Source organism: Streptomyces sp. NPDC046349, assembly GCF_055587885.1.
The window spans coordinates 21073-43334 of sequence record NZ_JBVJFK010000019.1; the positions used below are offsets into that span (position 1 = coordinate 21073).

26 protein-coding genes are annotated in these 22262 nt (G+C 72.6%); 4 read left to right on the forward strand and 22 right to left on the reverse strand.

The window, feature by feature from the left end; all coding sequences use genetic code 11:
• Positions 1 to 81: 81 nt before the first annotated feature.
• The gene (locus ACZ6JS_RS33650) at positions 82 to 609 is read right to left on the reverse strand and encodes a type III secretion system chaperone family protein (RefSeq protein ID WP_469303671.1); all 528 of its coding nucleotides are present in this window, start codon (positions 607 to 609) and stop codon (positions 82 to 84) included.
• Positions 602 to 1987 carry a D-inositol-3-phosphate glycosyltransferase gene (mshA, locus tag ACZ6JS_RS33655; RefSeq protein WP_469303672.1) on the reverse strand — a complete coding sequence of 462 codons (1386 nt, stop codon included), beginning with the start codon at positions 1985 to 1987 and terminating at the stop codon, positions 602 to 604. Before mshA ends, ACZ6JS_RS33650 begins: the two co-directional genes overlap by 8 nt.
• A 217-nt stretch (positions 1988 to 2204) precedes the next feature.
• Between mshA and ACZ6JS_RS33660 the strand changes: the two genes are divergently transcribed.
• The 3 genes from ACZ6JS_RS33660 to ACZ6JS_RS33670 all read left to right on the forward strand — a co-directional run bounded on the left by ACZ6JS_RS33660 (position 2205) and on the right by ACZ6JS_RS33670 (position 6442).
• Positions 2205 to 3026 carry a class I SAM-dependent methyltransferase gene (locus ACZ6JS_RS33660; RefSeq protein WP_469303674.1) on the forward strand — a complete coding sequence of 274 codons (822 nt, stop codon included), beginning with the start codon at positions 2205 to 2207 and terminating at the stop codon, positions 3024 to 3026.
• A 210-nt stretch (positions 3027 to 3236) separates the two neighbouring features.
• The gene (locus tag ACZ6JS_RS33665; protein WP_469303676.1) at positions 3237 to 4322 is read left to right on the forward strand and encodes a C40 family peptidase; all 1086 of its coding nucleotides are present in this window, start codon (positions 3237 to 3239) and stop codon (positions 4320 to 4322) included.
• A 776-nt stretch (positions 4323 to 5098) separates the two neighbouring features.
• On the forward strand, positions 5099 to 6442 hold the full coding sequence (locus ACZ6JS_RS33670) for a PP2C family protein-serine/threonine phosphatase (RefSeq protein ID WP_469303678.1): 1344 nt from the start codon (positions 5099 to 5101) through the stop codon (positions 6440 to 6442).
• A gap of 59 nt (positions 6443 to 6501) precedes the next feature.
• Here ACZ6JS_RS33670 and ACZ6JS_RS33675 read toward each other — a convergent pair whose 3' ends face one another.
• From ACZ6JS_RS33675 to ACZ6JS_RS33705, 7 genes are all read right to left on the reverse strand, one after another.
• The gene (locus tag ACZ6JS_RS33675; protein ID WP_030964647.1) at positions 6502 to 6840 is read right to left on the reverse strand and encodes a DUF2516 family protein; all 339 of its coding nucleotides are present in this window, start codon (positions 6838 to 6840) and stop codon (positions 6502 to 6504) included.
• A 141-nt stretch (positions 6841 to 6981) separates the two neighbouring features.
• Positions 6982 to 7518, reverse strand: a complete 537-nt coding sequence (locus tag ACZ6JS_RS33680; RefSeq protein ID WP_469303680.1) for a hypothetical protein — start codon at positions 7516 to 7518, stop codon at positions 6982 to 6984.
• A 23-nt stretch (positions 7519 to 7541) separates the two neighbouring features.
• Positions 7542 to 7961, reverse strand: coding sequence for a helix-turn-helix domain-containing protein (locus ACZ6JS_RS33685; RefSeq protein ID WP_469303681.1), 420 nt, complete (start codon positions 7959 to 7961; stop codon positions 7542 to 7544).
• 23 nt (positions 7962 to 7984) lie between these two features.
• Entirely contained in the window at positions 7985 to 8620 is a 636-nt protein-coding gene (locus tag ACZ6JS_RS33690) for a hypothetical protein (protein ID WP_469303683.1), read from the reverse strand.
• Positions 8621 to 8647: 27 nt separating this feature from the next.
• The gene (locus ACZ6JS_RS33695) at positions 8648 to 9433 is read right to left on the reverse strand and encodes a putative protein N(5)-glutamine methyltransferase (RefSeq protein WP_469303684.1); all 786 of its coding nucleotides are present in this window, start codon (positions 9431 to 9433) and stop codon (positions 8648 to 8650) included.
• Between the two features lie 55 nt (positions 9434 to 9488).
• Entirely contained in the window at positions 9489 to 10733 is a 1245-nt protein-coding gene (locus ACZ6JS_RS33700; RefSeq protein ID WP_469303686.1) for a GNAT family N-acetyltransferase, read from the reverse strand.
• A gap of 46 nt (positions 10734 to 10779) precedes the next feature.
• Complete coding sequence (locus tag ACZ6JS_RS33705; RefSeq protein WP_469303688.1) at positions 10780 to 11361, reverse strand: RsiG family protein; 582 nt, start codon at positions 11359 to 11361, stop codon at positions 10780 to 10782.
• Positions 11362 to 11492: 131 nt separating this feature from the next.
• Between ACZ6JS_RS33705 and dtd the strand changes: the two genes are divergently transcribed.
• On the forward strand, positions 11493 to 11918 hold the full coding sequence (gene dtd / locus ACZ6JS_RS33710; protein WP_030771205.1) for a D-aminoacyl-tRNA deacylase: 426 nt from the start codon (positions 11493 to 11495) through the stop codon (positions 11916 to 11918).
• A 9-nt stretch (positions 11919 to 11927) separates the two neighbouring features.
• On the opposite strand, the gene ygfZ is transcribed toward dtd, so the two are convergent.
• The 13 genes from ygfZ to ACZ6JS_RS33775 all read right to left on the reverse strand — a co-directional run bounded on the left by ygfZ (position 11928) and on the right by ACZ6JS_RS33775 (position 21962).
• Positions 11928 to 12896, reverse strand: coding sequence for a CAF17-like 4Fe-4S cluster assembly/insertion protein YgfZ (gene ygfZ / locus ACZ6JS_RS33715; RefSeq protein WP_469303690.1), 969 nt, complete (start codon positions 12894 to 12896; stop codon positions 11928 to 11930).
• Positions 12897 to 12917: 21 nt separating this feature from the next.
• On the reverse strand, positions 12918 to 13382 hold the full coding sequence (locus ACZ6JS_RS33720; RefSeq protein ID WP_469303692.1) for a Fur family transcriptional regulator: 465 nt from the start codon (positions 13380 to 13382) through the stop codon (positions 12918 to 12920).
• A 79-nt stretch (positions 13383 to 13461) separates the two neighbouring features.
• Positions 13462 to 14034 (reverse strand): heme-binding beta-barrel domain-containing protein, encoded by a 573-nt coding sequence (locus ACZ6JS_RS33725; protein ID WP_469303694.1) that lies wholly within the window; start codon positions 14032 to 14034, stop codon positions 13462 to 13464.
• A 270-nt stretch (positions 14035 to 14304) separates the two neighbouring features.
• Positions 14305 to 15336 carry a hypothetical protein gene (locus ACZ6JS_RS33730; RefSeq protein WP_469303695.1) on the reverse strand — a complete coding sequence of 344 codons (1032 nt, stop codon included), beginning with the start codon at positions 15334 to 15336 and terminating at the stop codon, positions 14305 to 14307.
• On the reverse strand, positions 15333 to 16187 hold the full coding sequence (locus ACZ6JS_RS33735) for a hypothetical protein (RefSeq protein ID WP_469303697.1): 855 nt from the start codon (positions 16185 to 16187) through the stop codon (positions 15333 to 15335). Before ACZ6JS_RS33735 ends, ACZ6JS_RS33730 begins: the two co-directional genes overlap by 4 nt.
• Positions 16184 to 17002, reverse strand: coding sequence for a hypothetical protein (locus tag ACZ6JS_RS33740; protein WP_469303699.1), 819 nt, complete (start codon positions 17000 to 17002; stop codon positions 16184 to 16186). Before ACZ6JS_RS33740 ends, ACZ6JS_RS33735 begins: the two co-directional genes overlap by 4 nt.
• A gap of 116 nt (positions 17003 to 17118) precedes the next feature.
• Positions 17119 to 17382: a DUF3099 domain-containing protein gene (locus tag ACZ6JS_RS33745; RefSeq protein WP_469303701.1), complete on the reverse strand. Its 264-nt coding sequence runs from the start codon at positions 17380 to 17382 to the stop codon at positions 17119 to 17121.
• Positions 17383 to 17510: 128 nt separating this feature from the next.
• Entirely contained in the window at positions 17511 to 17801 is a 291-nt protein-coding gene (locus ACZ6JS_RS33750) for a DUF1416 domain-containing protein (protein ID WP_030030422.1), read from the reverse strand.
• Positions 17802 to 17853: 52 nt separating this feature from the next.
• Positions 17854 to 18699, reverse strand: a complete 846-nt coding sequence (locus ACZ6JS_RS33755; protein WP_469303703.1) for a sulfurtransferase — start codon at positions 18697 to 18699, stop codon at positions 17854 to 17856.
• Positions 18700 to 18877: 178 nt separating this feature from the next.
• Positions 18878 to 18967 carry an Ms5788A family Cys-rich leader peptide gene (locus ACZ6JS_RS33760; protein WP_350875872.1) on the reverse strand — a complete coding sequence of 30 codons (90 nt, stop codon included), beginning with the start codon at positions 18965 to 18967 and terminating at the stop codon, positions 18878 to 18880.
• A gap of 155 nt (positions 18968 to 19122) precedes the next feature.
• Entirely contained in the window at positions 19123 to 19839 is a 717-nt protein-coding gene (locus tag ACZ6JS_RS33765; RefSeq protein WP_469303705.1) for an LmeA family phospholipid-binding protein, read from the reverse strand.
• A gap of 88 nt (positions 19840 to 19927) precedes the next feature.
• On the reverse strand, positions 19928 to 21697 hold the full coding sequence (locus ACZ6JS_RS33770; protein ID WP_469303707.1) for a hypothetical protein: 1770 nt from the start codon (positions 21695 to 21697) through the stop codon (positions 19928 to 19930).
• 10 nt (positions 21698 to 21707) lie between these two features.
• Positions 21708 to 21962, reverse strand: coding sequence for a MoaD/ThiS family protein (locus ACZ6JS_RS33775; protein WP_469303709.1), 255 nt, complete (start codon positions 21960 to 21962; stop codon positions 21708 to 21710).
• Positions 21963 to 22262: the final 300 nt, after the last annotated feature.

Below are 22262 nucleotides of genomic sequence, written 5' to 3' on the forward strand. Positions count from 1 at the left end.
CTCGTCCCCGCGGTGCGGGCGCCCGGCCCTGGCCGGCACGGGCGACACGCCCTCCCGCACCGTTCGGAGCGGTGCGGTGCGTCAGCCGCTCGGAGTGCCGGGCCCGGCCGCCTCGCCCTGCGGCCGCGTCAGGTGCTTGAAGGCGTCGAGGTTGAAGGTCGGCTCGCCGCGCGAGACCCGCCATTCGTACTCACGCCGGATCGCGCTCGCGAAGCCCAGCTCCAGCAGTGTGTTGAACGAACCGTCCGCGGCCTCCAGCACCGTGCCGAGCAGCCGGTCCAGCTCCTCCGGGGTGACGACCGACAGCGGCAGGCGGGCGGTCAGGTAGATGTCCCCGAGCCGGTCGACGGCGTACGCCATCCCGTACAGCTTGAGGTTGCGCTCCAGCAGCCAGCGGTGGACGCCCGCCTCGTTCTCGTCGGGGTGGCGGATCACGAAGGCGTTGACCGACAGCGAGTGCCGGCCGACCCGGATGGAGCAGGTGGTGCTCAGCTTGCGCGTGCCGGGGAGCGTGACGACGTAGGAGCCCGGCGTCGGGCTCTCCCAGCCCAGCTCCGCGCCGGTCAGCGCGCTCTCGATGATCTCGGCGATCTCGGCGGTGTCAGCCATGGTGGGAGCGTACGCGACGGCGGTGATCGTGCATCGCCGCCGTGTAGACGTCGGCCGTGCCGCTCGCCGCGGTGTCCCAGCCGAAGAACTGCGCGTGCCGCGCCGCCTCCGCCCCCATCCGGTCCGCGAGCCCGGGATCGTCGACGAACCGGCGCAACTGGCGTGCGTAGTCGGCGGGCTCGTGCCCGGGTACGAGGATCCCCGTGACACCGTCGTTGACGGCGACGGGCAGCCCGCCGACCTCGGCGGCCAGCACCGGGGTGCCGGCGGCCTGGGCCTCTATGGCGACGAGCCCGAAGGACTCGCTGTAGGACGGCATGACCAGGACGGACGCCGCGCGGAACCAGTCCGCGAGCCCGTCCTGGGCGACCGGCGGGTGGAAGTGCACGAGGTCGGCGATGCCCAGCTTCGCGGCGAGTTTCTGCAGCCCCTCGGGCTTGGCGAGGCCGCTGCCGCTGGGCCCGCCGACGACGGGCACGAACAGGCGGCGGCGCAGCGAGGGGTCCCGGTCGACGAGGACGGCGACGGCGCGCAACAGGATGTCGGGGGCCTTCAGCGGCTGGATCCGCCCGGCGAAGAGAGGGATGACGGCGTCCTGCGGGAGGCCGAGGCGGGCGCGGGCGGCGGCCCGGCCGTCGCCCACGGTGAAGCGTTCGAGGTTCACGCCGGGGTGGACGACGGCCACCTTGGCGGGGTCGGCCTCGTAGTACCGCACGAGCTCGTCGGCCTCTTCGGCGGTGTTGGCGATGAGCCGGTCGGCGGCGGCGACGATCTGCGTCTCACCTATGACGCGGGCGGCGGGCTCGGGCGTGTCGCCCTCGGCCAGCGCCGCGTTCTTGACCTTCGCCATGGTGTGCATGGCGTGCACGAGGGGGACGCCCCAGCGCTGGGCGGCGAGCCAGCCCACGTGCCCGGAGAGCCAGTAGTGGGAGTGGACGAGGTCGTAGTAGCCGGGGCGGTGGCCGGCCCAGGCCTGCATCACGCCGTGGGTGAAGGCGCACAGCTGGGCGGGGAGCTCCTCCTTGGCGAGGCCTTCGTAGGGGCCCGCGTCCACGTGCCGTACGAGGACCCCGGGGGCCAGCTCGACCACGGGCGGCAGCCCGCCCGTCGTCGCCCGGGTGAAGATCTCGACCTCGATGTTGATCGCGGCGAGCCGCCTGGCCAGCTCCACGATGTAGACGTTCATACCGCCGGCGTCGCCGGTACCGGGCTGGTGCAGCGGCGAGGTGTGCACGCTGAGCATGGCCACGCGGCGCGGTTTGCGGTGGTGGCCGACGGCCGGCAGGCGCAGCCGGGGCGGCTCGTGGCGGGTGGCGGCGCGGGCGGCGGCGAGGCGCCCGCTCAGGCTGCCGCCGAGGCGGGACACGTACTGGCTCAAGGAAGCGGTTCCTCTCGGCTCGGACGGTGCGCGCGCGACGCTCGGACGGCATGACTGCGGGGGCGCGTGGGGCGCCCTGCAAGGAGTGCAACCCGGATGGCCGTCCCCCGCATTCCGGGGGATCCGCATTTCCTGCGGGTTCCTCGTGTTTCTTTGGGCCTTCCCGGGGCGCCGGGCGATTTTCACGGTGTGCGGGCGCTCCGCTTACCCTCGACTCATGGCCTCCCGCACCACCCCGTCACCCAGCCGCGCCTCCGGCCGTCCTGTGGGCTCGGTGACGCGCGGGACGACGAACCCGAACCGGTTGCGCCGGATGGACCGCTGGATCGCGGCCGCCCACGGGGCCGCGTTGCGGCGTGCGGGGGATCCGGTGGCGGTGGACCTCGGCTACGGGGCCGCGCCCTGGACCGCGGTCGAGCTGCTGGCGCGGCTGCGGGACGCGGCGCCGCGCGTGCGGGTGGTCGGCATCGAGATCGAGCCGGCGCGGGTGGCGGGGGCGAAGCCGTACGAGCGGGAGGGACTCGGCTTCCGGCACGGCGGCTTCGAGGTCCCGCTCGAGGGCGGGGAGCGGCCGATGCTGATCCGCGCTGCCAACGTCCTGCGCCAGTACGACGAGGAGCAGGTCGCGGAGGTCTGGGCGCGGCTGTGTGCGCGGCTGGCGCCGGGCGGGCTGCTGGTGGAGGGGACCTGCGACGAGATCGGGCGGCGGCACGTGTGGGTCGCGCTGGGGCCGGAGGGCCCGCGCACGGTGACGTTCGCGACCCGGCTGGGCTCGTTGGAGCGTCCCTCCGACCTGGCGGAGCGGCTGCCGAAGGCGCTGATCCACCGGAACGTGCCGGGTGAGCCGGTGCACGCCTTCCTGCGCGACTTCGACCGGGCCTGGGCGGCGGCGGCCCCGTACGCCTCGTACGGGGCAAGGCAGCGCTGGATCCGGACGGCGCGGACGCTGTCCGCCGACTGGCCGCTGGCGGACGGGCCGGTGCGGTGGCGGCAGGGGGAACTGACGCTGCGCTGGGAGGCGTTGCGCCCGGCGGGGTGAATGCGGGGCGGCGGGGAACCGGGGGGTGGGGGTAGCCCGTTGATCCGTGAGGGGCAGGGCTCGGGGTCCGTTGGGGCAGACAAGATCGAAACGGCATCCACAAGGGTGTCGGAATTCATCGACTCGTGGCACCATCCCGATGGCAGTGCGAAGTTACTGATGAATAGTCAGATCTCATCTCAGGTCTGACTCGGGTGCCTTGGGGGGACCATGGGGTCGGTAAGGCGACGACGAGGCGCAAGCTCTCTCGTGCTGCTGTGCGCGATGGCGGTGCTGACGGCGCCGGGCCTCGCGACGGGCACGGCGTACGCGGCCCCGGCCGTGCCGGGAGCTCCGGCCGCTCCCCAGCCCGGGCCGGGCGGCAAGTCCCTGGAGCAGGTCCGCAAGGACATCGAGGAGCTCTACCGGCAGGCGGGCACCGCGACGGACGCCTACAACCTCGCCGAGGCCGAGACCAAGGCCCAGTCGGACAAGATCGTCGAGATCGCCAACCTGGTCGTCGCCGGCAAGGAGCGGATCGCCACGCTGAAGACCCGCGCGGGCGCCGCGGCCCGCGCACAGTACCGCTCGGGCGGCCTGCCGCCGGGCGCACGACTGGCGTTGAGCCAGGACCCTGACCAGTTCCTCGACGGAGCCGACCGGTTGCGCCAGGGCGAGAAGGCCGCCTCGGACCTGCTGGCCGAACTGGACCGCACCCAGACGGACTTGCAGCGCTACGCGGAGGAGGCGAGCGAGCGCTGGCAGAAGCTGGAGGCGAACCGGGTCAAGCAGGAGGAGTCCAAGAAGCAGATCGAGGAGAAGATCAAGGCCGCGGAGGAGCTGGAGAGCAAGCTCGAGGCCGAGGAGCGGGCCCGGCTGATCCAGCTGGAGCAGGAAGCCCAGTACCGCGCCCAGACGGCGTGGCTGTCCACGGGCGCGATGAAGGACGTCAACGGCAAGGCGACGGACGCCGGCAAGCAGGCCGTCCAGTTCGCCACGGCACAGATGGGTAAGCCGTACAAGTGGGGCGCCGTGGGTCCCGACTCCTTCGACTGCTCCGGGCTGACCTCGCAGGCCTGGCGCGCGGCGGGCCGGGGCATCCCGCGCACCTCGCAGGAACAGCTGAGGCTGCTGCCGAAGATCGCGCTCAAGGACATGCGTCCGGGCGACCTGATCATCTACTTCGACGACGCCAGCCACGTCGGCATGTACGTGGGCGACGGTGCGATGGTCCACGCCCCGCGCCCCGGCCGCAACGTGACGATGGCGGGCGCGGGCTCCATGCCGATCAAGGCGGTGGTCCGCCCGGACGCCTGACCCCTCCCGGGCGGGGCCGCCGGTTCCAGGACCGCGGCCCGTGCCCGGCCCGCCCCCGGCCCGGGCACCAGGGGCGGGAAACCCCCGCCGCGGGGACGCCCCCCGGCGCCACAGACGGAAATCCCCACCGCCGGACGGCCCCTAGCGCGGCGCGCCCGGCACCCGGGCCGTAGGCGCCCCGGGCCGCCGGGGTGCGTACGGCGAGAGCCCACGCACCGGCCCGCGCCCCCCACTCCCCCGCCGCCCCGCCGCCCCGGGCCGCCCCGGGCCGCCCCGGGCCGCAGGCCACTCGATCCGCGTGCCGGCCCAGCCGACGGCGCTCACCGACATCCCACGGGCCCCGAGACAGAGGTGCGGCCACGCCTGCCGCTGCGCTGCCGACCGCGCCCCGACCCTGAGCCGACCCCCAGGCTGCGTGCCCCGACGGCCTGCCCGCCGTGCGGCCCGAGGCCCGGCCCGGACCCCGGCCCACTCCACCGCCGACGGGCCCCGGACGGAGTCGGCGCCGGTGGAGGCGGTGGTTCACGGGTCGGCGCAAGCGCGGGTCGGGGGAAGCGCGGGTCGGGGCGAGGCAACCCGGTGGGGGTCGGGGACGTCTCGGTAGACGGGACGGAACGCGGCCCCGTCGTGACCTTTGTCATCAGTGAGGCCGATTTTCCCCCGTGATGACGGCATATGACGGAGGCCTCCGCCAAGAACGGCATTCCGTTCGCGGGGCCGGGACCGCTAGGGTCTGCCGGAGCGCACCCTCGGGGGGAGGGAAGGAACCGGAAACGATGCCCGTACCCGTACCGCGGCAGAGGGACACCCCCGCCACGGAGAGCGGTCAGGCCGTTCTGCACACCGCCGCACCGCCCGCCTCCATCGGTGCCGGTGTCGCGCAGGCGACCCCTCAGACCACCGCCCTGACCCTCCTGGTCATCGAGGACGATCCCGCCGGCGGGCTCACCGTTCCCGAGATCCTCGACGCCGACGGCCACCGCATCCGGCTCCGCACCGCCCGCAACCTCACCGAGGCCGAGCGGCTGCTCACCCCCGACGTGCACTGCATCCTGCTCGACCTGTCCCTCCCCGGAAACGGAACCGCCACCGGCTCCGGCACCCGCGTCACCGGCGGAGCCACGACGGCCACCGCCACCGTGGAGCAGCAGCTCGCCGTCCTCCACCAGGTGCTGCGCCTCGCGCCCCGCCACGCCGTCCTCGTCCTCACCGACGAGGACGACGCCGAGCGGGCGGCCGAGGCCGTCCGTGTCGGCGCCCAGGACTTCCTCTTCCGGGACGAGCTGGACGGCCGGCTGCTGAGCCGCGCCATCCGCTACGCCGTGGAGAGAAAACGGGCCGACATAGCCCAGTACAAGCTTGCAGAATCGAAACTGCGCGCCCAGGAGAACGCCCGCCTGGAGCGCGGTCTGCTCCCCACCCCCCTCCTCGAGGGCTCCGATCTGCGCTTCGCCGCCCGCTACCGCCCCGGCCGCAGCAGGGCCCTCCTCGGCGGTGACTTCTACGACACCGTCCGCACCCCCGACGGCACCGTCCACGCGATGATCGGCGACGTCTGCGGCCACGGCCCGGACGAAGCCGCCCTCGGCGTCGAGCTGCGCATCGCCTGGCGCGCCCTGACCCTGGCCGGGCTGTGCGGCGACGACCTGCTGGCCACCCTCCAGGAGGTGCTCGAAGTGGAGCGCCCCTGCGAGGAGATCTTCGCGACGCTGTGCACCGTCGACATCGCCCCGGACGGACGCCGCGCGGGCCTGTGCCTGGCCGGCCATCCGGCCCCGCTGATCTCCCGTCCGGGCCGCCGCGCGCAGCTCCTCCCGTACGAGAACAGCGGACCGGCCCTCGGACTGCTGCCGCGGGCCCGCTGGCCGCGCCGGCAGGTCGAGCTCGGCGGCACCTGGAGCCTGATGCTCTACACCGACGGCCTCATCGAGGGGCGGATCGGCGAGGGGAAGGAACGCCTGGGCCAGGACGGCATGGTCGAGATGATCAACCGCCACCTGGACCGGGGGCTGAGCGGCGAGGGGCTGCTGGAGGCCTCGGTCACCGAGGCCCGCCGCCTCAACGGAGGCGAGCTCACCGACGACGTGGCCGTGGTCCTGCTCTCCCGCGCCGAAGGCTGAGCCGAGCCGGCCTCGGCGCGCGGCCGCGCGGCACCGCGCCGCCGCGCCCCGGAGGAGGGCTACCGGCCGCCGTTGTAGGGGCCGTACGGCCCGTCGCTGCTGCTGCCGCCGCTGCGGCGGCCGCCGCCCGAGACCTGCTTGAGGGCGGGCCGCACGTCCACGAAGAACACGATGGTCGCCACCAGGCCCGCGATCTGGAGGAAGAGCATCCCCAGGAAGGCGTCCACGAGCACGGTGATGCCGAGGATGACCAGCCAGAACGTCTTGCTCTGCTTGTCCGCCGCCCGGTACGCGTCGTCACGGGCCAGCAGCGCGAACCCGAAGGCCACCACCGCGAGCACCAGCATGGCGAGCCCGAGCAGCGGGATCACCCCTCGATCGAACCCGTCCATCAACATCGCTTCGACCGCCTTCTCACGCTTCCGCTTCGCACTTCCGTTGCCGGCTCACTCCACGCTACCGGCACGCGCCCCTGCATCAACCACAACGGGCCGGGCCCTGGAAGGGTGCCCGGCCCGTGGTCGCCCATGCGGGCGTGCTCAGCTCGCGTCGTCCGCGGTGACGACGGCCTTCTTGGCCGTGCTCTTGCGCGCGGCGGGCTTCTTGGCCGCCGGACGCTCCTCGGCCGCGTCCTCGGCCGCGTCCTCGGCCGCCGGCCCGGGCCGCGGCTCGACGACGACGGCGATGTCGACGATCTCCTCGGAGACCTCGCCGCGCCAGGCCCGTACGGCCTGCTCGCCGTGCTCGGCGACCTTGTCGTAGGTCTCCTTGGCCCGCACCGCGTACTCGGCGGCCACGCCGACACCGCGCAGCGCCAGATCCTGAGCGGTCTCCCCGATCTTCTTCGGGTCGATCGCGCCGAACACCTCGGCGACCTTGGCGGTGACCGCTTCCTGCACGGCCTTCGGGTCCGTGTTCTTCACGGCCTCGATGCGTGCGGGGGCCTCGGCGCGCAGCTGCTCGATGAGCTCCGGAACCTTCTTCGCCTGCTGGACGGCGAGGTCTGCGGTGCCGGCGGCGAAGTAGAGGGGAGTGGGGTCGGTGAGGGTCTTCTTCAGGTCATCGGCGATGGCCATGTGCTGGTCCTCCCGGATCAACTTCAGTCGGTCTTCGACGGCATCTCGTCGGAGGGTGTGCCGGGCATGTCCGGCCCGTCGGGAACGGCAGGCGCGTCGAGCGCGTTCTCCTTGCGGAACGACTCGTAGATCTGGAGCAGCACCTGCTTCTGCCGCTCGTTGATCGACGGGTCGGCGAGTATGACGGCTCGCGTCTCCACCTCGTCGCGATCCCGCTCGTCCAGGATCCCGGCCTGCACGTACAGCGTCTCCGCGGAGATCCGCAGCGCCTTGGCCAGCTGCTGGAGGATGTCCGCGCTCGGCTTGCGCAGCCCGCGCTCGATCTGGCTCAGGTACGGATTCGACACCCCCGCCGCATCGGCCAGCTGCCGCAGCGAAAGCTGCGCCTGCCGCCGTTGCTCACGGAGGTATTCGCCGAGATTTCCGACGTTGAGCGATGCCATGCTCCAGATCCTGCCCGACCCCGCTAACTTTTGCAAGCAGATGCTTGCAACATCTCCCGCTTGGCCCAGTCGTCGAAGCGGAGCCCGGGCCGGGTCCAGAGGGTGAGGTCGCTGCTGGTGGCGACCGCCAGGGTCAGGCCGGAAGGAGAGAACCCGGCCGCGCGCAGTTCGGAGTGCTCGGAGTGGAAGACGTGCCACCACGTCCCTCCCGGCGGGCCCTTGTGGGACCCGCCGTCGGCGGAGAGGATGACGCGGTCCTGAGGCCACTGGGGGCTGACGACGTCCAGGGTCCAGCCGTCCGGTGTGGTGCTGTGCAGGCCGCCGCCGAAGAGCCCGGCGATACGGACCGCCGTGCCCTCGATCGGGCCGAGCCCGGGACAGGTGAGCTCCGGCGACGCGTCCGGCGTGCTGGTGTCCGGTTCCGGGTCACGGTCGCGGGCGACCTTCTCGCCGGTGACCGCGTCGAAGAGGCCGTGGCCGGCGCCGGACACGACCATGACGAGGTCGTGCCCGCTGTCGGGATGGACGGCGAAGCCGATGCCGAGCAGGCCGCCGACGGGCCTCCTGTGTTCGGTTACGGGCCGCCACGGCTCCGGAGCCGGCATGACGCCGGCGGCGAGGTAGCGCTCGCGCAGCTTCCGCTGGTGTTCGGTGATCATGAGGCACCCTACGGGCAGCCGGCGCCCTCAGGCCGTCCCGATCACCACCGTCGCGTACAGCTCCTCCGAGCTGGCCGCCCGCACCGTCAGGCCGGCCGAGGTCAAGGCCGACGCCGTCGACGGGGCCTGCCGGACGCTCGTCTCGATCAGCAGGTGCCCTCCCGGGGCCAGCCAGGCCGGCGCCCCCGCCGCGACCCGGCGGTGGACGTCCAGGCCGTCGGCCCCGCCGTCCAGCGAGACCAGCGGCTCGTGGTCGCGCGCCTCCGACGGCATCAGCCCGATCTCCTCCGTGGGCACGTAGGGGGCATTGACCACCAGCACATCCACCCGGCCGCGCAGCTCCGGCGGCAGCGCGGCGTACAGGTCGCCCTCCCACACCCGGCCGCCGTACGGGGCCACGTTGCGCCGCGCGTACGCCAGCGCCGCCGGGTCGATGTCGGCGGCGTGCAGCTCCACCCCGCCCGGTGACTGCGCCGCCACCGCCGCGCCCAGCGCGCCGACCCCGCAGCACAGGTCCAGCACCACGGCACCCGGCCGGGTCAGCGCCACCGCCTCCTCCACCAGGAACTCGGTGCGCCTGCGGGGTACGAAGGCACCCGCGCCCACCTGTACGCGCAGGCCGCAGAACTCCGCCCACCCCACGACGTGTTCGAGCGGCTCACCGCCCACCCGGCGGGCCAGCAGTTCCGCCAGGTGGGCGTCGTCCCGGGCGGCGCTGCCCAGCAACTCCGCCTCCTCCTCCGCGAAGACGCAGCCGGCCGCGCGCAGGGACTCCACAAGTGACGTCAAAACCTCAGTCCTTCGATCCGCCATCAGCCGTTCTCCGTTCCCGTCCCCGTCCTCTGCCCGCGGTCCGCGGTCCGCGGGCTCAGAAGACGTCCGGACACCAGGGACGGCGCGCGGTGCGGAACACCGCGTCCGCCAGCGCGACCGCGCCCGGCCGCTCCTCCGCCACCTGACCGAGCGCGGCCAGCCGCGCCGCGGACGCCTCACCGAGGTACAAGGCCCCCAGCGCGGACACGTCCAGCCGCAGGTCGGCCGCCTCCTGCGTGCGCTCGCACACGCCCGCCCCCGCGTCCAGCCGGTAGCGGCCGGCCGCCGGGCCCCCCGCGTCCGCGACCTCCAGCACCAAAACCCCGGGCACCTCGTACGTCCGCGCGCCCAGCGCCCGTACGACGTCCAGGACCCGCACCCACAGGAAGTCGGCGGACGTCACGACGCGGGCCGAGCGCGGGTCCGGCAGCAGGTGCGGGAGGAGGTCGTCGGGGGCCCGGTAGCCGGTGCGGACCTTCACCACCCAGTCGATGGAGCACAGGAAGTGCCACAGCGCCCGCTCCGCCTGCGGGGTGAGCGCCAGCAGGTCCTGCACCTGCACGGTGTTCTGCGGGACCTTCGCGTCCGTCCAGTGGTCGTCGGCGGTGTAGACGGCCACGCCGTCCACCTCGCCCTCCGCCGTCCGGTGCACGGCGTGGAACTTCTCCTTGTAGGGCCGGTGCGACATCTCCTCCAGCCCCGTGGCCACGTTCCACCAGCGCTCGTCCCGGTCCACGGCCCCCGGCACGGCCGCCCGCACCCTGTCGTGCAGCCCGGGGCCGAACCGCCGGAACTCGGCGGCGTCCACCAGGTCGATCCGCCCGCCGTCCGCGGGCACCGACCACCGCCGGTCAAGCCCGGAGCGCGGTACGTCGATCTCCCATTCCGTGACGGTGGTTGCGGGCCCGAACCCGTACCGCCCGTAGATCGGGTATTCGGCGGCGATCAGCGTCGCCAGGACGTCGCCGCGCTCGCCGGCCGCGGCGAACTCGGCGGCCATCATCCGGGTCAGCAGACCCCGGCGGCGGTGGGTGGGCAGCACACCCACGTTGGAGACCGCGGACACGGGGACGGCGGCCCCGCCGGGAACGGTCAACTCCTGCGCGAAGGAACGGAAAGCCCCCACGCAGCGGCCGGTTTCGGGGTCGAACGCGCCCTGGGTACGGGCGAGATCGCCGTACTTGGCGCGCAGGGCGACATCGGAGTCGGTCACCCGGGTCGCGGTCAGGAAACCGGTGTGAACGGCGCGCAGCCAGTCGTGGAGTTCGGATTCGGCGATCGGCCGGACGTCAGCACTCATAGCGGCCCACGCTAATCGCCCGACCGGCGCGGGTCGCCCGAATTTCCTACGCGAGCAGGTCGTCCACCTGCGCTTCTCCCTCCCGGTACCGCCGGGTGATCTCCGCACTGCACTCGTCCACCGTGCGCTGGAGCTGCTGCCGGCGCCACGAGACCTGCTGCTCGTACCGCACCAGCCGCCCCATCCCGTCGTGCAGTTCGCCGTCCGTGCGGGCCTCCAGGTCCGACAGCTCCACGTCGGAGAGCATCTCCGCCGCCAGCACCCGGTACTCCTCGCTGTGCGGGGTGCCGAGCGTGACGTGCCGGGCGGAGGCGCTGCGACTGGAGGGCGCGTCGGCGAGGATCACCGAGAGCCGGTCCACCACCGGCGCCTCGGGATCGGTCCGACGGGCGAGCTCGGCGCGCAGGATGTCGATGCGGCCCTGGAGCAGTCTGCGCACGTAGCTCAGATCGGCCTCGTCGCGCTGCGCGTCACGGCGCAGCGCACGCAGCTCGGGCAGCCCGAGCGCGGTGGCCGGGGCCGCGGGCCCCGGCTCGTGCGTCTCGGCCGTGCGCTGCGCGGGCGGTCGTACCGCGGCAGCTGCGACGGAAGCGGATGATGCTGGTACGGAGGTACCAGAAGTATTCATGTGGTCCGTCCCCTCGACCGGTGCGGCGCACCCGCACCGCCTGCGTGCATCGTGCCACTCTCCGTGGCCCCGGTGCAGTCCCACTCCACCCGATCGGCCCCGGACGGGTGCACGGCTGGTACACAGGTGGTATGCGAGCTGTGGTGCAGAGGGTGGACGGCGCGAGTGTCGTCGTGGGCGGCGAGACCGTGGGCGAGATCGTCGGCGAAGGGCTGTGCGTGCTGGTGGGGGTGACCCACGACGACACGCCGGAGAAGGCGGCGCTGCTGGCGCGCAAGCTGTGGTCCGTGCGGATCCTGGAGGGCGAGAAGTCCTGCAGCGACAACGGGGCACCGCTGCTGGTGATCTCCCAGTTCACGCTCTACGGCGACGCCCGCAAGGGGCGGCGCCCCACATGGAACGCGGCGGCGCCCGGGCCGGTCGCCGAGCCGCTGGTCGACGAGGTCGTGGCACAGCTGCGCGCGCTCGGCGCCACGGTGGCGACGGGCCGGTTCGGGGCGGACATGCGGGTCTCGCTGACCAACCACGGCCCGTTCACCATCGTCGTCGACGTGTAGGCCCGGGCGTCAGGGGGCTACGACGACCTCCTGGGCGGCGGCCGTGCCGCCCACCAGCAGCGGGGCGTCGACCGGGACGTTCCGCTTGACCAGGGCGAGGGCGATCGGGCCCAGCTCGTGGTGGCGGACGGCAGTGGTCACGAAGCCCAGTTGGCGGCCCTCCTCGCCGTCGGCGGCGAGCCGGACCGGGGCGCCGTAAGCCGGGAGGACCACCTCGGAGCCGTCCAGGTGCAGGAAGACCAGGCGGCGCGGGGGCTTGCCCAGGTTGTGGACGCGGGCGACGGTCTCCTGGCCGCGGTAGCAGCCCTTCTGCAGGTGCACGGCGGTGCCGATCCAACCCAGCTCGTGCGGGATGGTGCGGTGGTCGGTCTCCAGGCCGAGCCGCGGCCGGTGTCCCTCCACGCGCAGGGCCTCGTAGGCGAGGAGGCCTGCGGCCGGGCCGTGCGCGGCGGCGAAGGACTCCAGCTCGGCGCGGGGCAGGAAGACGTCCCGGCCGTAGGCGGTCTCGCGTACCACGAGCTCCTTGGCGACCTCGGCGATCGAGCCGGCCGGCAGGTGCACGACCGCGGACTCGTCGGTGCGGTCGGCGACTTCGACACGGTAGAAGAACTTCATCGACTCCAGATAGGCGATCAGATCGCCCTGGGTGCCGGGCTCCACGTGCGCCCACGTCGTCTCGCCGTCGTCGACGAGGTAGAGGGCGTGCTCGATGTGGCCGTTGGCGGAGAGGATCAGCGCCTCGGTGGCCTGCCCGGCCGGAAGCTCGGTGACGTGCTGGGTGATCAGCAGGTGCAGCCAGCTCAGCCGCTCCGGTCCGGTGACGGCGACGACCCCGCGGTGCGAGAGGTCGACGAATCCGCGGCCTTCGGCGAGGGCGCGCTGTTCGCCGTACAGCTCGCCGTAGTGGGCGGCGACGCCCTCGTCGCGGCCTTCGGCCTGGACGGCGCCGGGAAGATGGAGCAAGGGGCTGCTGGTCATGCGACCAAGCCTACGACCCTGCTACGTGTGGGCGGCACGCTGCTTGGCGGCGCACTTCTTGCACAGTCCGAAGATCGCGAAGTGCTTCATGTCGGTCTCGAACCCGAAGGTCGTGCGGAGCTTCGCGGTGAACTCGGCGGCGATGTCGACGTCCGCCTCGATGACGTCGGCGCAGTCGCGGCACACCAGGTGGATGTGGTGGTGGCGGTCGGCCAGGTGGTAGGTCGGGGCCCCGTGCCCGAGGTGGGCGTGCGAGACCAGGCCGAGCTCCTCCAGCAGCTCCAGCGTCCGGTAGACGGTGGAGATGTTGACCCCGGAGGCCGTCTTGCGCACTTCCGCCAGGATCTCGTCCGGGGTGGCGTGCTCCAGCTCGTCCACGGCTTCCAGCACGAGCTGGCGCTGCGGGGTCAGCCGGTAGCCGCGCCGCCGCAGGTCGGTCTTCCAGTCCGCGCCCGGGGTTCCTTCGGTGCTCTCGGTGCTCACCACCCCGTCAGTGTATGTGTGCGAAGGGGACCGCGGTCGAGCCCGCGGTCCCCTTTCGTGCGCAGCGTGGGGAGGTTTCCGCTCAGCGGAAGAAGGCGATGCCGTCGTCCGGCATGTCGGGGAGGTTGCGCGCCATCTCGGCGACCTCCTCGGGCGTGACGACCTTCTTGAGCTGCGCCGACATGTACGGGCGCAGTTCGACCTCCGGGGTGGCCTTCTCGCCCACCCACATGAGGTCGCTCTTCACGTAGCCGTAGAGCCGCTTGCCGCCGCTGTACGGGCCGGAGGCCGCGGTACGGGCGACCGCGTCGGTGACCAGGTCGATCTGGGGCTTCTGGTCGGCGAGCTCGCCGTACCAGACCTCGACGACGCCGTGGTCGCGGACCATGACGATCTCGACCTTGCGGTCCTTGTCGATGCGCCAGTAACCCGACTCGGACTCCAGCGGCCGCACCTTGTTGCCCTCGGCGTCGAGGACCCAGGTGTGGGAGGCGTACTCCAGGAAGTCCCGGCCGTCGTGGCTGAAGACGACCTCTTGGCCGAAGTTGCACTTCTCCTCACCGGGGAAGTCGAAGACTCCCGCGCCCTCCCAGTTGCCGAGGAGGAAGGCGAGGGGGACGAGGCCCGGGTTCAGGTCGGACGGGATCTGGATCATGTGTGGCTGCTCAGGCGATCTGTGGGAGGGGTTCCGGGGCGGTCAGCTGAGCCGGTGCTCAGCGCTGACCCTGGTACAGCTTCTTGACGGCCAGGCCGGTGAAGGCCATGACGCCGACGCAGACCAGGACCAGCAGGGAGGTGAAGACTGCCTCAAGCACGGGGTGCTCCTCGGAATCGTTTCGGGGCTGTACGGGGCCGGTCCCCAAGCCTACTGGCCCGGAGACCGGCGCACGGTGTGAGGTGGGCCGTACCGGTCGGCCCACCGCGGTCAGCTCAGCAGCTGGCTCTGCAGGATCACCGTCTGGTGGAAGGGGACGGGGGCCACTTCTCCCTTGCGGGACTGGATGACCATGCCCAGGACGTCACCCGTCCGGAGGCAGCCGACCTTGGTCTGCTCCTCGCCCGTGACGGGCTTCATCTCCTGGTACACGCTGAGGTCGGTGCCGTCGAAGTTGGCGGCTCCGGGGAAGTCCAGCGCGGCGCTGTTCATCTGCGTGTTCTTGGCGCTGGTCCAGACGTCGTCCAGGTCCAGGGCCGACACGCCGTTCAGCTGCGCGTTGGTGTCGCAGCCCTTGAAGGCGTCCACGAAGCCGGACGAGTGGAAGCGCAGCAGGTAGACCCGGGTCCGGGTGCCGTCAGGCGTCGTCCAGCCCCGGCCGGCGATCTGACGCAGCCCGTCCCATTCGAGGGACGTCTTGAGCTTCTCGCGGGCTTCGGGCGCGTACTCCTCCAGGAAGGAATCGACCGGCACCGCGCCGTCCTTGTCCGTCCTGACCGCGTCGTCGGCCTTGGCTCCCTGGGGAGCGGGCAGGAGCAGGCCGGTGAGCCGCGCGTAGTGCGTCCCGTCCCTGTTGTCCGGGCCCTGGGGCAGCGGGGCGCCGGCGGGCAGCGCGGGCGGGGAGAGCTTCGGGAACACCCAGCGGCCGTCGCCCTCGGTGGACAGACCGGGGATGTCGGTGCGCTCCGGCACGGTGATCCCGTACGCGACCCCCGCGCCGACCGCGGCGAAGACGGCCACGGCGGCGGTCCAGCGCAGGGCGGCGCGCAGCGCCCGCCGGTCCTTCGGCGGTGCGGGCGGGGCCGCCCAGGGGGAACCCTCGGACGAGGGCTCGGCGGCGGGCACGGGCGACGCGTCGGCGGGCACGGCCTCGGGATCCGGAGCGGCCTCGCCATCGGGCACGGGCTCGGCAGCCGGCACGGGCGGCGCCTCGGCGGCAGGCGCGGGCGACGGCTCGGCGGCGGGCACGGGCACGGGCGCGGGCTCCGCCTCGGGGCCGGTGGTGGTCTGCTCGCTGCTCACGCGGACTCTCCGGGGGACTTGAGGTGGTCGAGTTGCTGCTTGAAGAGGCTCGCGGCGTCCTTCGCGGCGAATCCCTTGCTCCCGTACATGCGGAAGGTCACCAGGACGTCCCCTTCGACGGCCACGCAGTCGAGGGCGTCGATCTTCTCCTTGCCGTCCCTCCCGCCCTTGAGCGAGTCGTCCAGCCCGCACTTGGCCTGCGGGTAGCCGTCCACCTGGGGCGCCTCGCCGCCGGCGGCGGTGAGCTCGATCAGCTTCTTGGTGAACTCGGCGAACTTGGCCAGCTGCTGCGGATCCGCCTGGATCAGCCGGATCTCGGCGGCCGCGGCGCCGTGGCCTTCACCGCGGGCGTAGCTGCGACCGGCCATGCCCTTGAGCTTCAGGTCGGCCAGCAACTTGTCCCGTTCGGCCCGCTCACTGCTGGACAGGCCCGTACGGGCGTCCTTGAAGCTCTGCAGCGCCTTCTCGCTCGGAAGGTAGTAGTGGTTGCCCTCGGGGTCGAGGTCGGGGCCCGGCCAGTAGTTGGCGGGCAGCGGCATCAGCTTGCCCGTCAGCTCGTTGGGCGGCACGGACGGGACCGGGGCCGGCGTGCCGCCGGTCGTGTGGTCCTCGGCCATCCAGTACCGCGTCGGCGAGGTCCGGTCGGCGTCCGCGAGCGCGGCCGCTGCGGCGACCCCGCCGCCCGCCAGGACGACGACGCCCACGGCCGCCGAGACCAGCGCGAGCGTCCTGCGGTTCCCCTTGCGCACGGGCGCGGCCGCGGGCTCGACCGCCACTGCGGGTGCGGGCTCGACCGTTACTGCGGGTGCGGGCGCCGACTCGGGCCCGGTTGCGTTCTGCTGCTCGCTCACAGCCGCTCCATCTGTCGCTTGGCCAGTTCGACCAGGGCCTTCTCGTCGACGTCGCCGCGGTTGTTCGTGTACTCGATGCTCATCACGATGTCGCCGCGCCGGACCACGGCGCGGCCCTGCCGGAGCGGGTGGTAACCGGGCTCTTCGTGCGCCTTGGAGTCGATCCACATGTGCCCGAAGTCCGCCGGGGCACCGGGGAGGTCCTTGCCCGTGTTTCCAGCGTTCTCCTTGTCGGGCATGTACTCGACGATCTCGGTGTAGAAGTCGTCGGCGCCGCCGCGGTCGCGGAACTGGAGCAGGTTGATCTCGATGAAGTTGCGGTCGTTCTCGGCCCACCGGGCGGTGGCGAGGCGCTTGGCGTCCCTGATGAGCGAACCGACCGCCTGGGACGGCTCGAGGAAGTAGTCCGCCGAGAACGCGTCCGTGGACACCGGTCCGGAGAAGCTGTCCTGCACGCCGCCGGGGACGTCCACCAGCTTCTTGGCCAGATCCTCGTCCGCCTTGTGCCAGCGGTTGGCGTTGATCGAGCGCCGGCTCGTCGCCTCGTTCATGCCGGCCGGCTTCGGCCCGTCCATCTTCTGCTCGGCCAGCGGCTGCAGCGGGGTGGGCTCGCGGTGGTACTGGACCGCGTAGCCGGTGACGGTGCCGGCGAGGACACCGAGCACGGCGGCGCCCGCGATCAGGAGCGTGGTACGGCCCGCGCGGCGCCGGCGCGGGACCGAAGTGACCGGAGTCGCCGAAGTGGCCGAAGTGTCCGGCTCCGGGGCGCTCTCCTCCTCTTTCCGCTGCTCAGGGCTGGTCTGTTCGTGTTCCAACGGGGTCCCCCACAAAACTGGAAGCGCGGGTTGGTTACCCGCGCGTACCCCATGACCCGCAGCGTGGTGGAGCAGTTGTACGAAGACTGATCACGTTCTTGTCTCGTGGGGGGAGGTCAGTCCTCGCGGCGCCGCTTTCCGTCCAGTTCGTCCCACCACTCGTCGGACTTCGGGTCGCCCGAGGGGTCGTCCCACCAGCGGTCGTCCGGCCCGCGCAGGTTCCCGACCACCGCGGCGACCGGCAGCATGACCATGGCGACGACGCACATGGCCACGGCGGCCTCGACCGACCACAGGCGCACGAAGGACCAGGCGGAGACGAAGAGGAGAAGGCATCCGCCCATCAGTAGGAAGTAGGCGCGTCGGCGCCGGGCGTACATGCTTCCAAGGGTAGGACGGCCCGTCCGGGCAGGGAACGGCGCGAAGGGCCGCACCCCGTTCCAGTGGCGTCCAACCCCCGGGGGTGCGGCCCTTCGGCCGGTCGATCAGGCGATCACATGTGCGGGGCTCAGACCGCGATCGCCACGTCCGTCACGCCGCCGGCCTCGGCGACCACGACGGCACGGTCCGCCTGGGCACCCGGGACGAGCGCGCGCAGCGTCCAGGAGCCGGTGGCGGCGTAGAACCGGAACTGGCCGGTGGCCGAGGTCGGGACCTCCGCGGTGAACTCGCCGGTCGAGTCCAGCAGCCGCACGTAACCGCTGACGGGCTCGCCGTCCTTGGTCACCTGGCCCTGGATCGCGGTCTCACCGGGCTTGAGGGTCGCGAGGTCGGGCCCGCCGATCTGTGCTCCACACATGTTCTCTGTCCTGTCCTAGAGGTCGTACTACGAGGGCGTCGCGTGCCCGGGATTACTTGTTGGGGCCGAGCTCGATCGGCACGCCGACCAGCGAGCCGTACTCGGTCCACGAGCCGTCGTAGTTCTTGACGTTCTCCTGGCCCAGGAGCTCGTGCAGCACGAACCACGTGAGCGCGGAGCGCTCACCGATGCGGCAGTAGGCGATGGTGTCCTTCGCCAGGTCGACCTGCTCGGTCTCGTAGAGGGCCTTGAGCTCGTCGTCCGACTTGAAGGTGCCGTCGTCGTTGGCGTTCTTCGACCACGGGATGTTGCGGGCGCTCGGCACGTGGCCGGGGCGCTGCGACTGCTCCTGCGGGAGGTGGGCCGGGGCGAGCAGCTTGCCCGAGAACTCGTCGGGGGAGCGGACGTCGACCAGGTTCAGGGAGCCGATCGCGGCCACGACGTCGTCGCGGAAGGCGCGGATCGAGGTGTCCTGGGCCTTGGCCTTGTACTGGGTGGCCGGGCGGTTCGGGACGTCCTTGCCGTCGACCAGATCGCGGGAGTCGAGCTCCCACTTCTTGCGGCCGCCGTCGAGGAGCTTGACGTCCTGGTGTCCGTAGAGCTTGAAGTACCAGTAGGCGTAGGACGCGAACCAGTTGTTGTTGCCGCCGTAGAGGACGACGGTGTCGTCGTTGGAGATGCCCTTGGCGGAGAGCAGCTTCTCGAAGCCCTCCTGGTCCACGAAGTCGCGGCGAACCGGGTCCTGGAGGTCGGTCTTCCAGTCGATCCGGACGGCGTTGGTGATGTGGTTCTTGTCGTAGGCGGACGTGTCCTCGTCCACCTCGACGATGACGACGTTGGCGTCGTTCAGGTGGGCCTCGACCCAGTCGGCGTCTACGAGGACGTCGCTGCGGCTCATGGTGATCTCCTCCGGGGCAGTGTGCGGCGGGGCGGTACGGGTTGCGCTGTGCTGCGTGCCTGCGGATGCGCTCGTTTTCCTGCGCGGGGAGGCGTCAGGGATCAGGAGGCGGGTGCGGTCACGCGGGAAAGGCCTGTCGGGGCCGTCGTCCGGCTGATGGAGCGGATGCGCTCACACGTCACATGGATCGACAGAGCATGGCGGCGACGCGACACAGGTCTACTGCCCGTCGCTTCGTGAGGTCCGCCTGCTGATGCTTCATAGCCATGGATCGTAGGGACGAATCAGCCGCCCTGTCACCGGTGTGTCATATTCCGAGACAGGATCGTCCGGATTGTGAGATGGCAGCAGCTTTCCGGACGCCCCCGGCGCCTCCGGGGGCCGCTGCGCGGCCCGGCCTTCTGCGGATCGGACCGCCCTGTCTCACGATCCGGCCATCACCACGTTCGAGCCGCCCAGGGTGAGGTGCACACCGGTCTCGTCCGAGGTCAGGGCCGAGAGCTGGAGGCCCGCCGGAAGCCCGCTCTCGATATTGCGGTCGAAGTCGGTCTGCCGCCGGACCAGCCGCTCCAGGCCGGGGATGCCTTCGCCCGGCACCTCTTCGGCGCGCACCCGGACGATCTTGCCGCCCTTGGTGTCCGGCGCGTCCACGAGCGCGATCGTCGAGATCACGCTGCGCGACAGCTTCCGCCCGGCGAGGTCCACGGACGCGGTGACCTTCACCTTGCCGGGAGCCCCGCCGTAGGACAGGGTCGCGCCGGTCTGGGAGGCCGCGGTCAGATCGGCGTACGTGATGAGCGCGGTGCCCTCGGCCCGCTCGGCCGTGCCGCCGCTGTAGTCACCGTCGAGCCGCACGCCGCGGAAGCTCGCGCCGAGCTCCGAGAGCCGCGTCTTGCGGCCCTCGGCGGCGACCTCGACGCCCTTGAGCTTCAGGTCGACCCTGTCCAGGTCGTGGCTGAGGGCCTGGGTCAGGAAGGGGAACCCGTGGATCTCCACCTCCGTGCTGCCGGCCAGGCCCTGCCGGGCCTGTATTCGGTCGGCCAGCTGGTTCTCGGCGTAGCCGACCGCCCAGCGGTCCACGCCCACGAACAACGCTCCGAGCACCACTCCGACGATCACAACGACGCGCAGGATACGCACGTGCCCTCCCCCTACTTATCGGTACGTGCGGTCTAGTTGACCATGTCCGGCCATCAGGAGACCGTCAGCGGTGGTGGGCCGGCGCAGGTCAGAGAACCACCCGTCCGATCAGGTACACGGCGGGGGCGGCGGCCGCGAGCGGCAGCGCGACCCCGGCCGTCATGTGCACGAACTTCGACGGGTAGTCGTACGCCGCCACGCGCAGCCCGACCAGCGCGCACACCCCGGCGGCCAGGCCGAGCAGCGCCCCGCCGACACCGACGGAGGTGATCCCGCCGACCGCGACGCCCGCGCCGGCGGCCGATGCCAGCGAGACGCCGACGGACGTGGCGGTGGGCAGCGGCAGCGCACGGACGAAGACGGCGACGGCCACGGCGGCCGCCCCGACCGTGACGGCGGCGGTGTCGGCGGCCAGGTAGCCGGCGCAGATGATGGCGAGGGCGGCCGAGGCCACCGAGGCCATCAGCCCGTACATCCGCTCGTCGGGATCGGCCTGGCTGCGCAGCTGGAGCACGAGGGTGAGCAGCACCCAGGCGCCGAGGGTGCCGACGATCGCGCCGGCACCGTACGTCTCCGCCACCGCGAGCACGGCCGCGTCGGCGGCCAGGGCTCCGGCGAAGGCGAGGGCGATGCCCTGCCGGGCCGGCCACATGCCGTTGAGGCGGAACCAGCCGGCCGCGGTGAGGCCTTGGAGCGCGATCAGCGGCGCGAGCAGGGCGTACTGCCCGAGGGCGGCGGCCCCGGCGAGCAGCAGGCCGAGGGCGGCGGTCAGTATGGCCGGCTGCGGGCCGGGGTCGATGATCGGCGACCGGCCCTCGGCGCGGGCCTGGGCCGGGTCCACGGCGCGCACGGTGTTCCCCGCGAGGGTGGGCGGGGACCAGTCGGTGGCCTCCGGCGCCTCGGCGGAGTTCCGGGCAGGGGCCGGGTCGGCGGCCGCCTGGGGCGGGAGGCCGGCAGTCTGCTCGGCGGCGGACATGTGGGGCTCCTGATGCTGCCCGGGACCCGGGTACGGGGGCAGGTACGCGGTCTGCTCCGCCGCGCCGCCCTGCTCCTGCCCGGAACCGCGGTACGGCGGCAGGTACGCGGTCTGCTCCGCCGCGCCGCCCTGCTCCTGCCCGGAACCGGGGTACGGCGGCAGGTACGCGGTCTGCTCCGCCGCGCCGCCCTGCTCCTGCCCGGGACCCGGGTACGGCGGCAGGTACGCGGTCTGCTCCGCGGCAGCGGACCCGGCCACGCCCTGGCCGCCCTGGGACCAGTCCTGCGCAGGCACGGCGGGAGCCTCGTCGCGGAACCAGCCCTCCGGAGCCACGGGCTGCTGCTGGTCGGGCCCGGCGTACTGCCCGGCGGCGGCGCCGCGCAGCTCCTGGCCGGGGCCCCCGTACGGCGGCAGGTACGCGGTCTGCTCCGCGGCAGCGGACCCGGCCACGCCCTGGCCGCCCTGGGACCAGTCATGCACCGCAGAAGCCGCAGAAGCCGCAGGAGCCGGGGGCGGGGCAGGGGCGGGCTCGTCGCGGAACCAGCCCTCCGGGGCCAGCGCCTGCGGCTCCGGGCCGGTGGCCGGCGCTCCCCAGGCGGGCCCCTCGGCCGGGACCTGGGCATGGGACTGCCCCTGTCCCTGGCCCGGGTACGACGGGTAGGCCTCGGCCTGGCCCGGAACGGCCCCCGCACCCGGGACGGCAGCCTCGTCGCGGAACCAGCCCTCGGGCGCGACCGGCTGCCCCGGCACCGCACCCAGCGGCGGATGCACCGGCTGGTAACCGGTGTCCCAGGTGTCGGCCTGCCAGGTCTGGGTCCCGTACGGGTCCTGCGGCGGCTGCTGCTGCGACCGCTGCTGCTGCTGTTCTTCAGGCGTGCTCATCGGCTCCCGCTCACCCGCCCGCGAACGGCGGGAGCACCTCGACGGTGCCCCCCTCGGTCAGCGGTACGGAATCGTGCGGGCGCTTGCCCACAGGTTCTTCGTTCACGAGGAAGGAGCAGCGCAGCAGGACCCGGGTCAGCTCCCCGGGGTGGCGTTCCCGCACGCCCTCGAGCGCCTCGGCCAGTGTCCCCGCCGAGTACGGCTCCTCCGCAGTCCCGGCCGCGGCCTTGGCCGCCGCCCAGTAGCGGATGGTTCCGGTTGGCACTGCAGCTCCTATCGTCGGCTCTCTACCGTCGGCCTCCATGATGGCCCCTCCGGCCGCCGCCCCCGGCGTGCCCCGACGCGCCGTGTGTGCGCCGGGGGGTCCCGGCCCCGCCGCCCCGCATGCCTGCGTTCCGGTGAAAAACGGTGCATACGCAGGGCGGGAACGTGGCAGAAGGGTGGCAGGAACCACAGAAGCCGAAGCAGGAGAAGCCCGGACGGGAAACAGCGGGTGGGCTATTCTGCTGGCGAGAGGATCCGGGCAATGTTGCCCCCGGGTCCTTTTGTGCTTTCAGCACGTTGA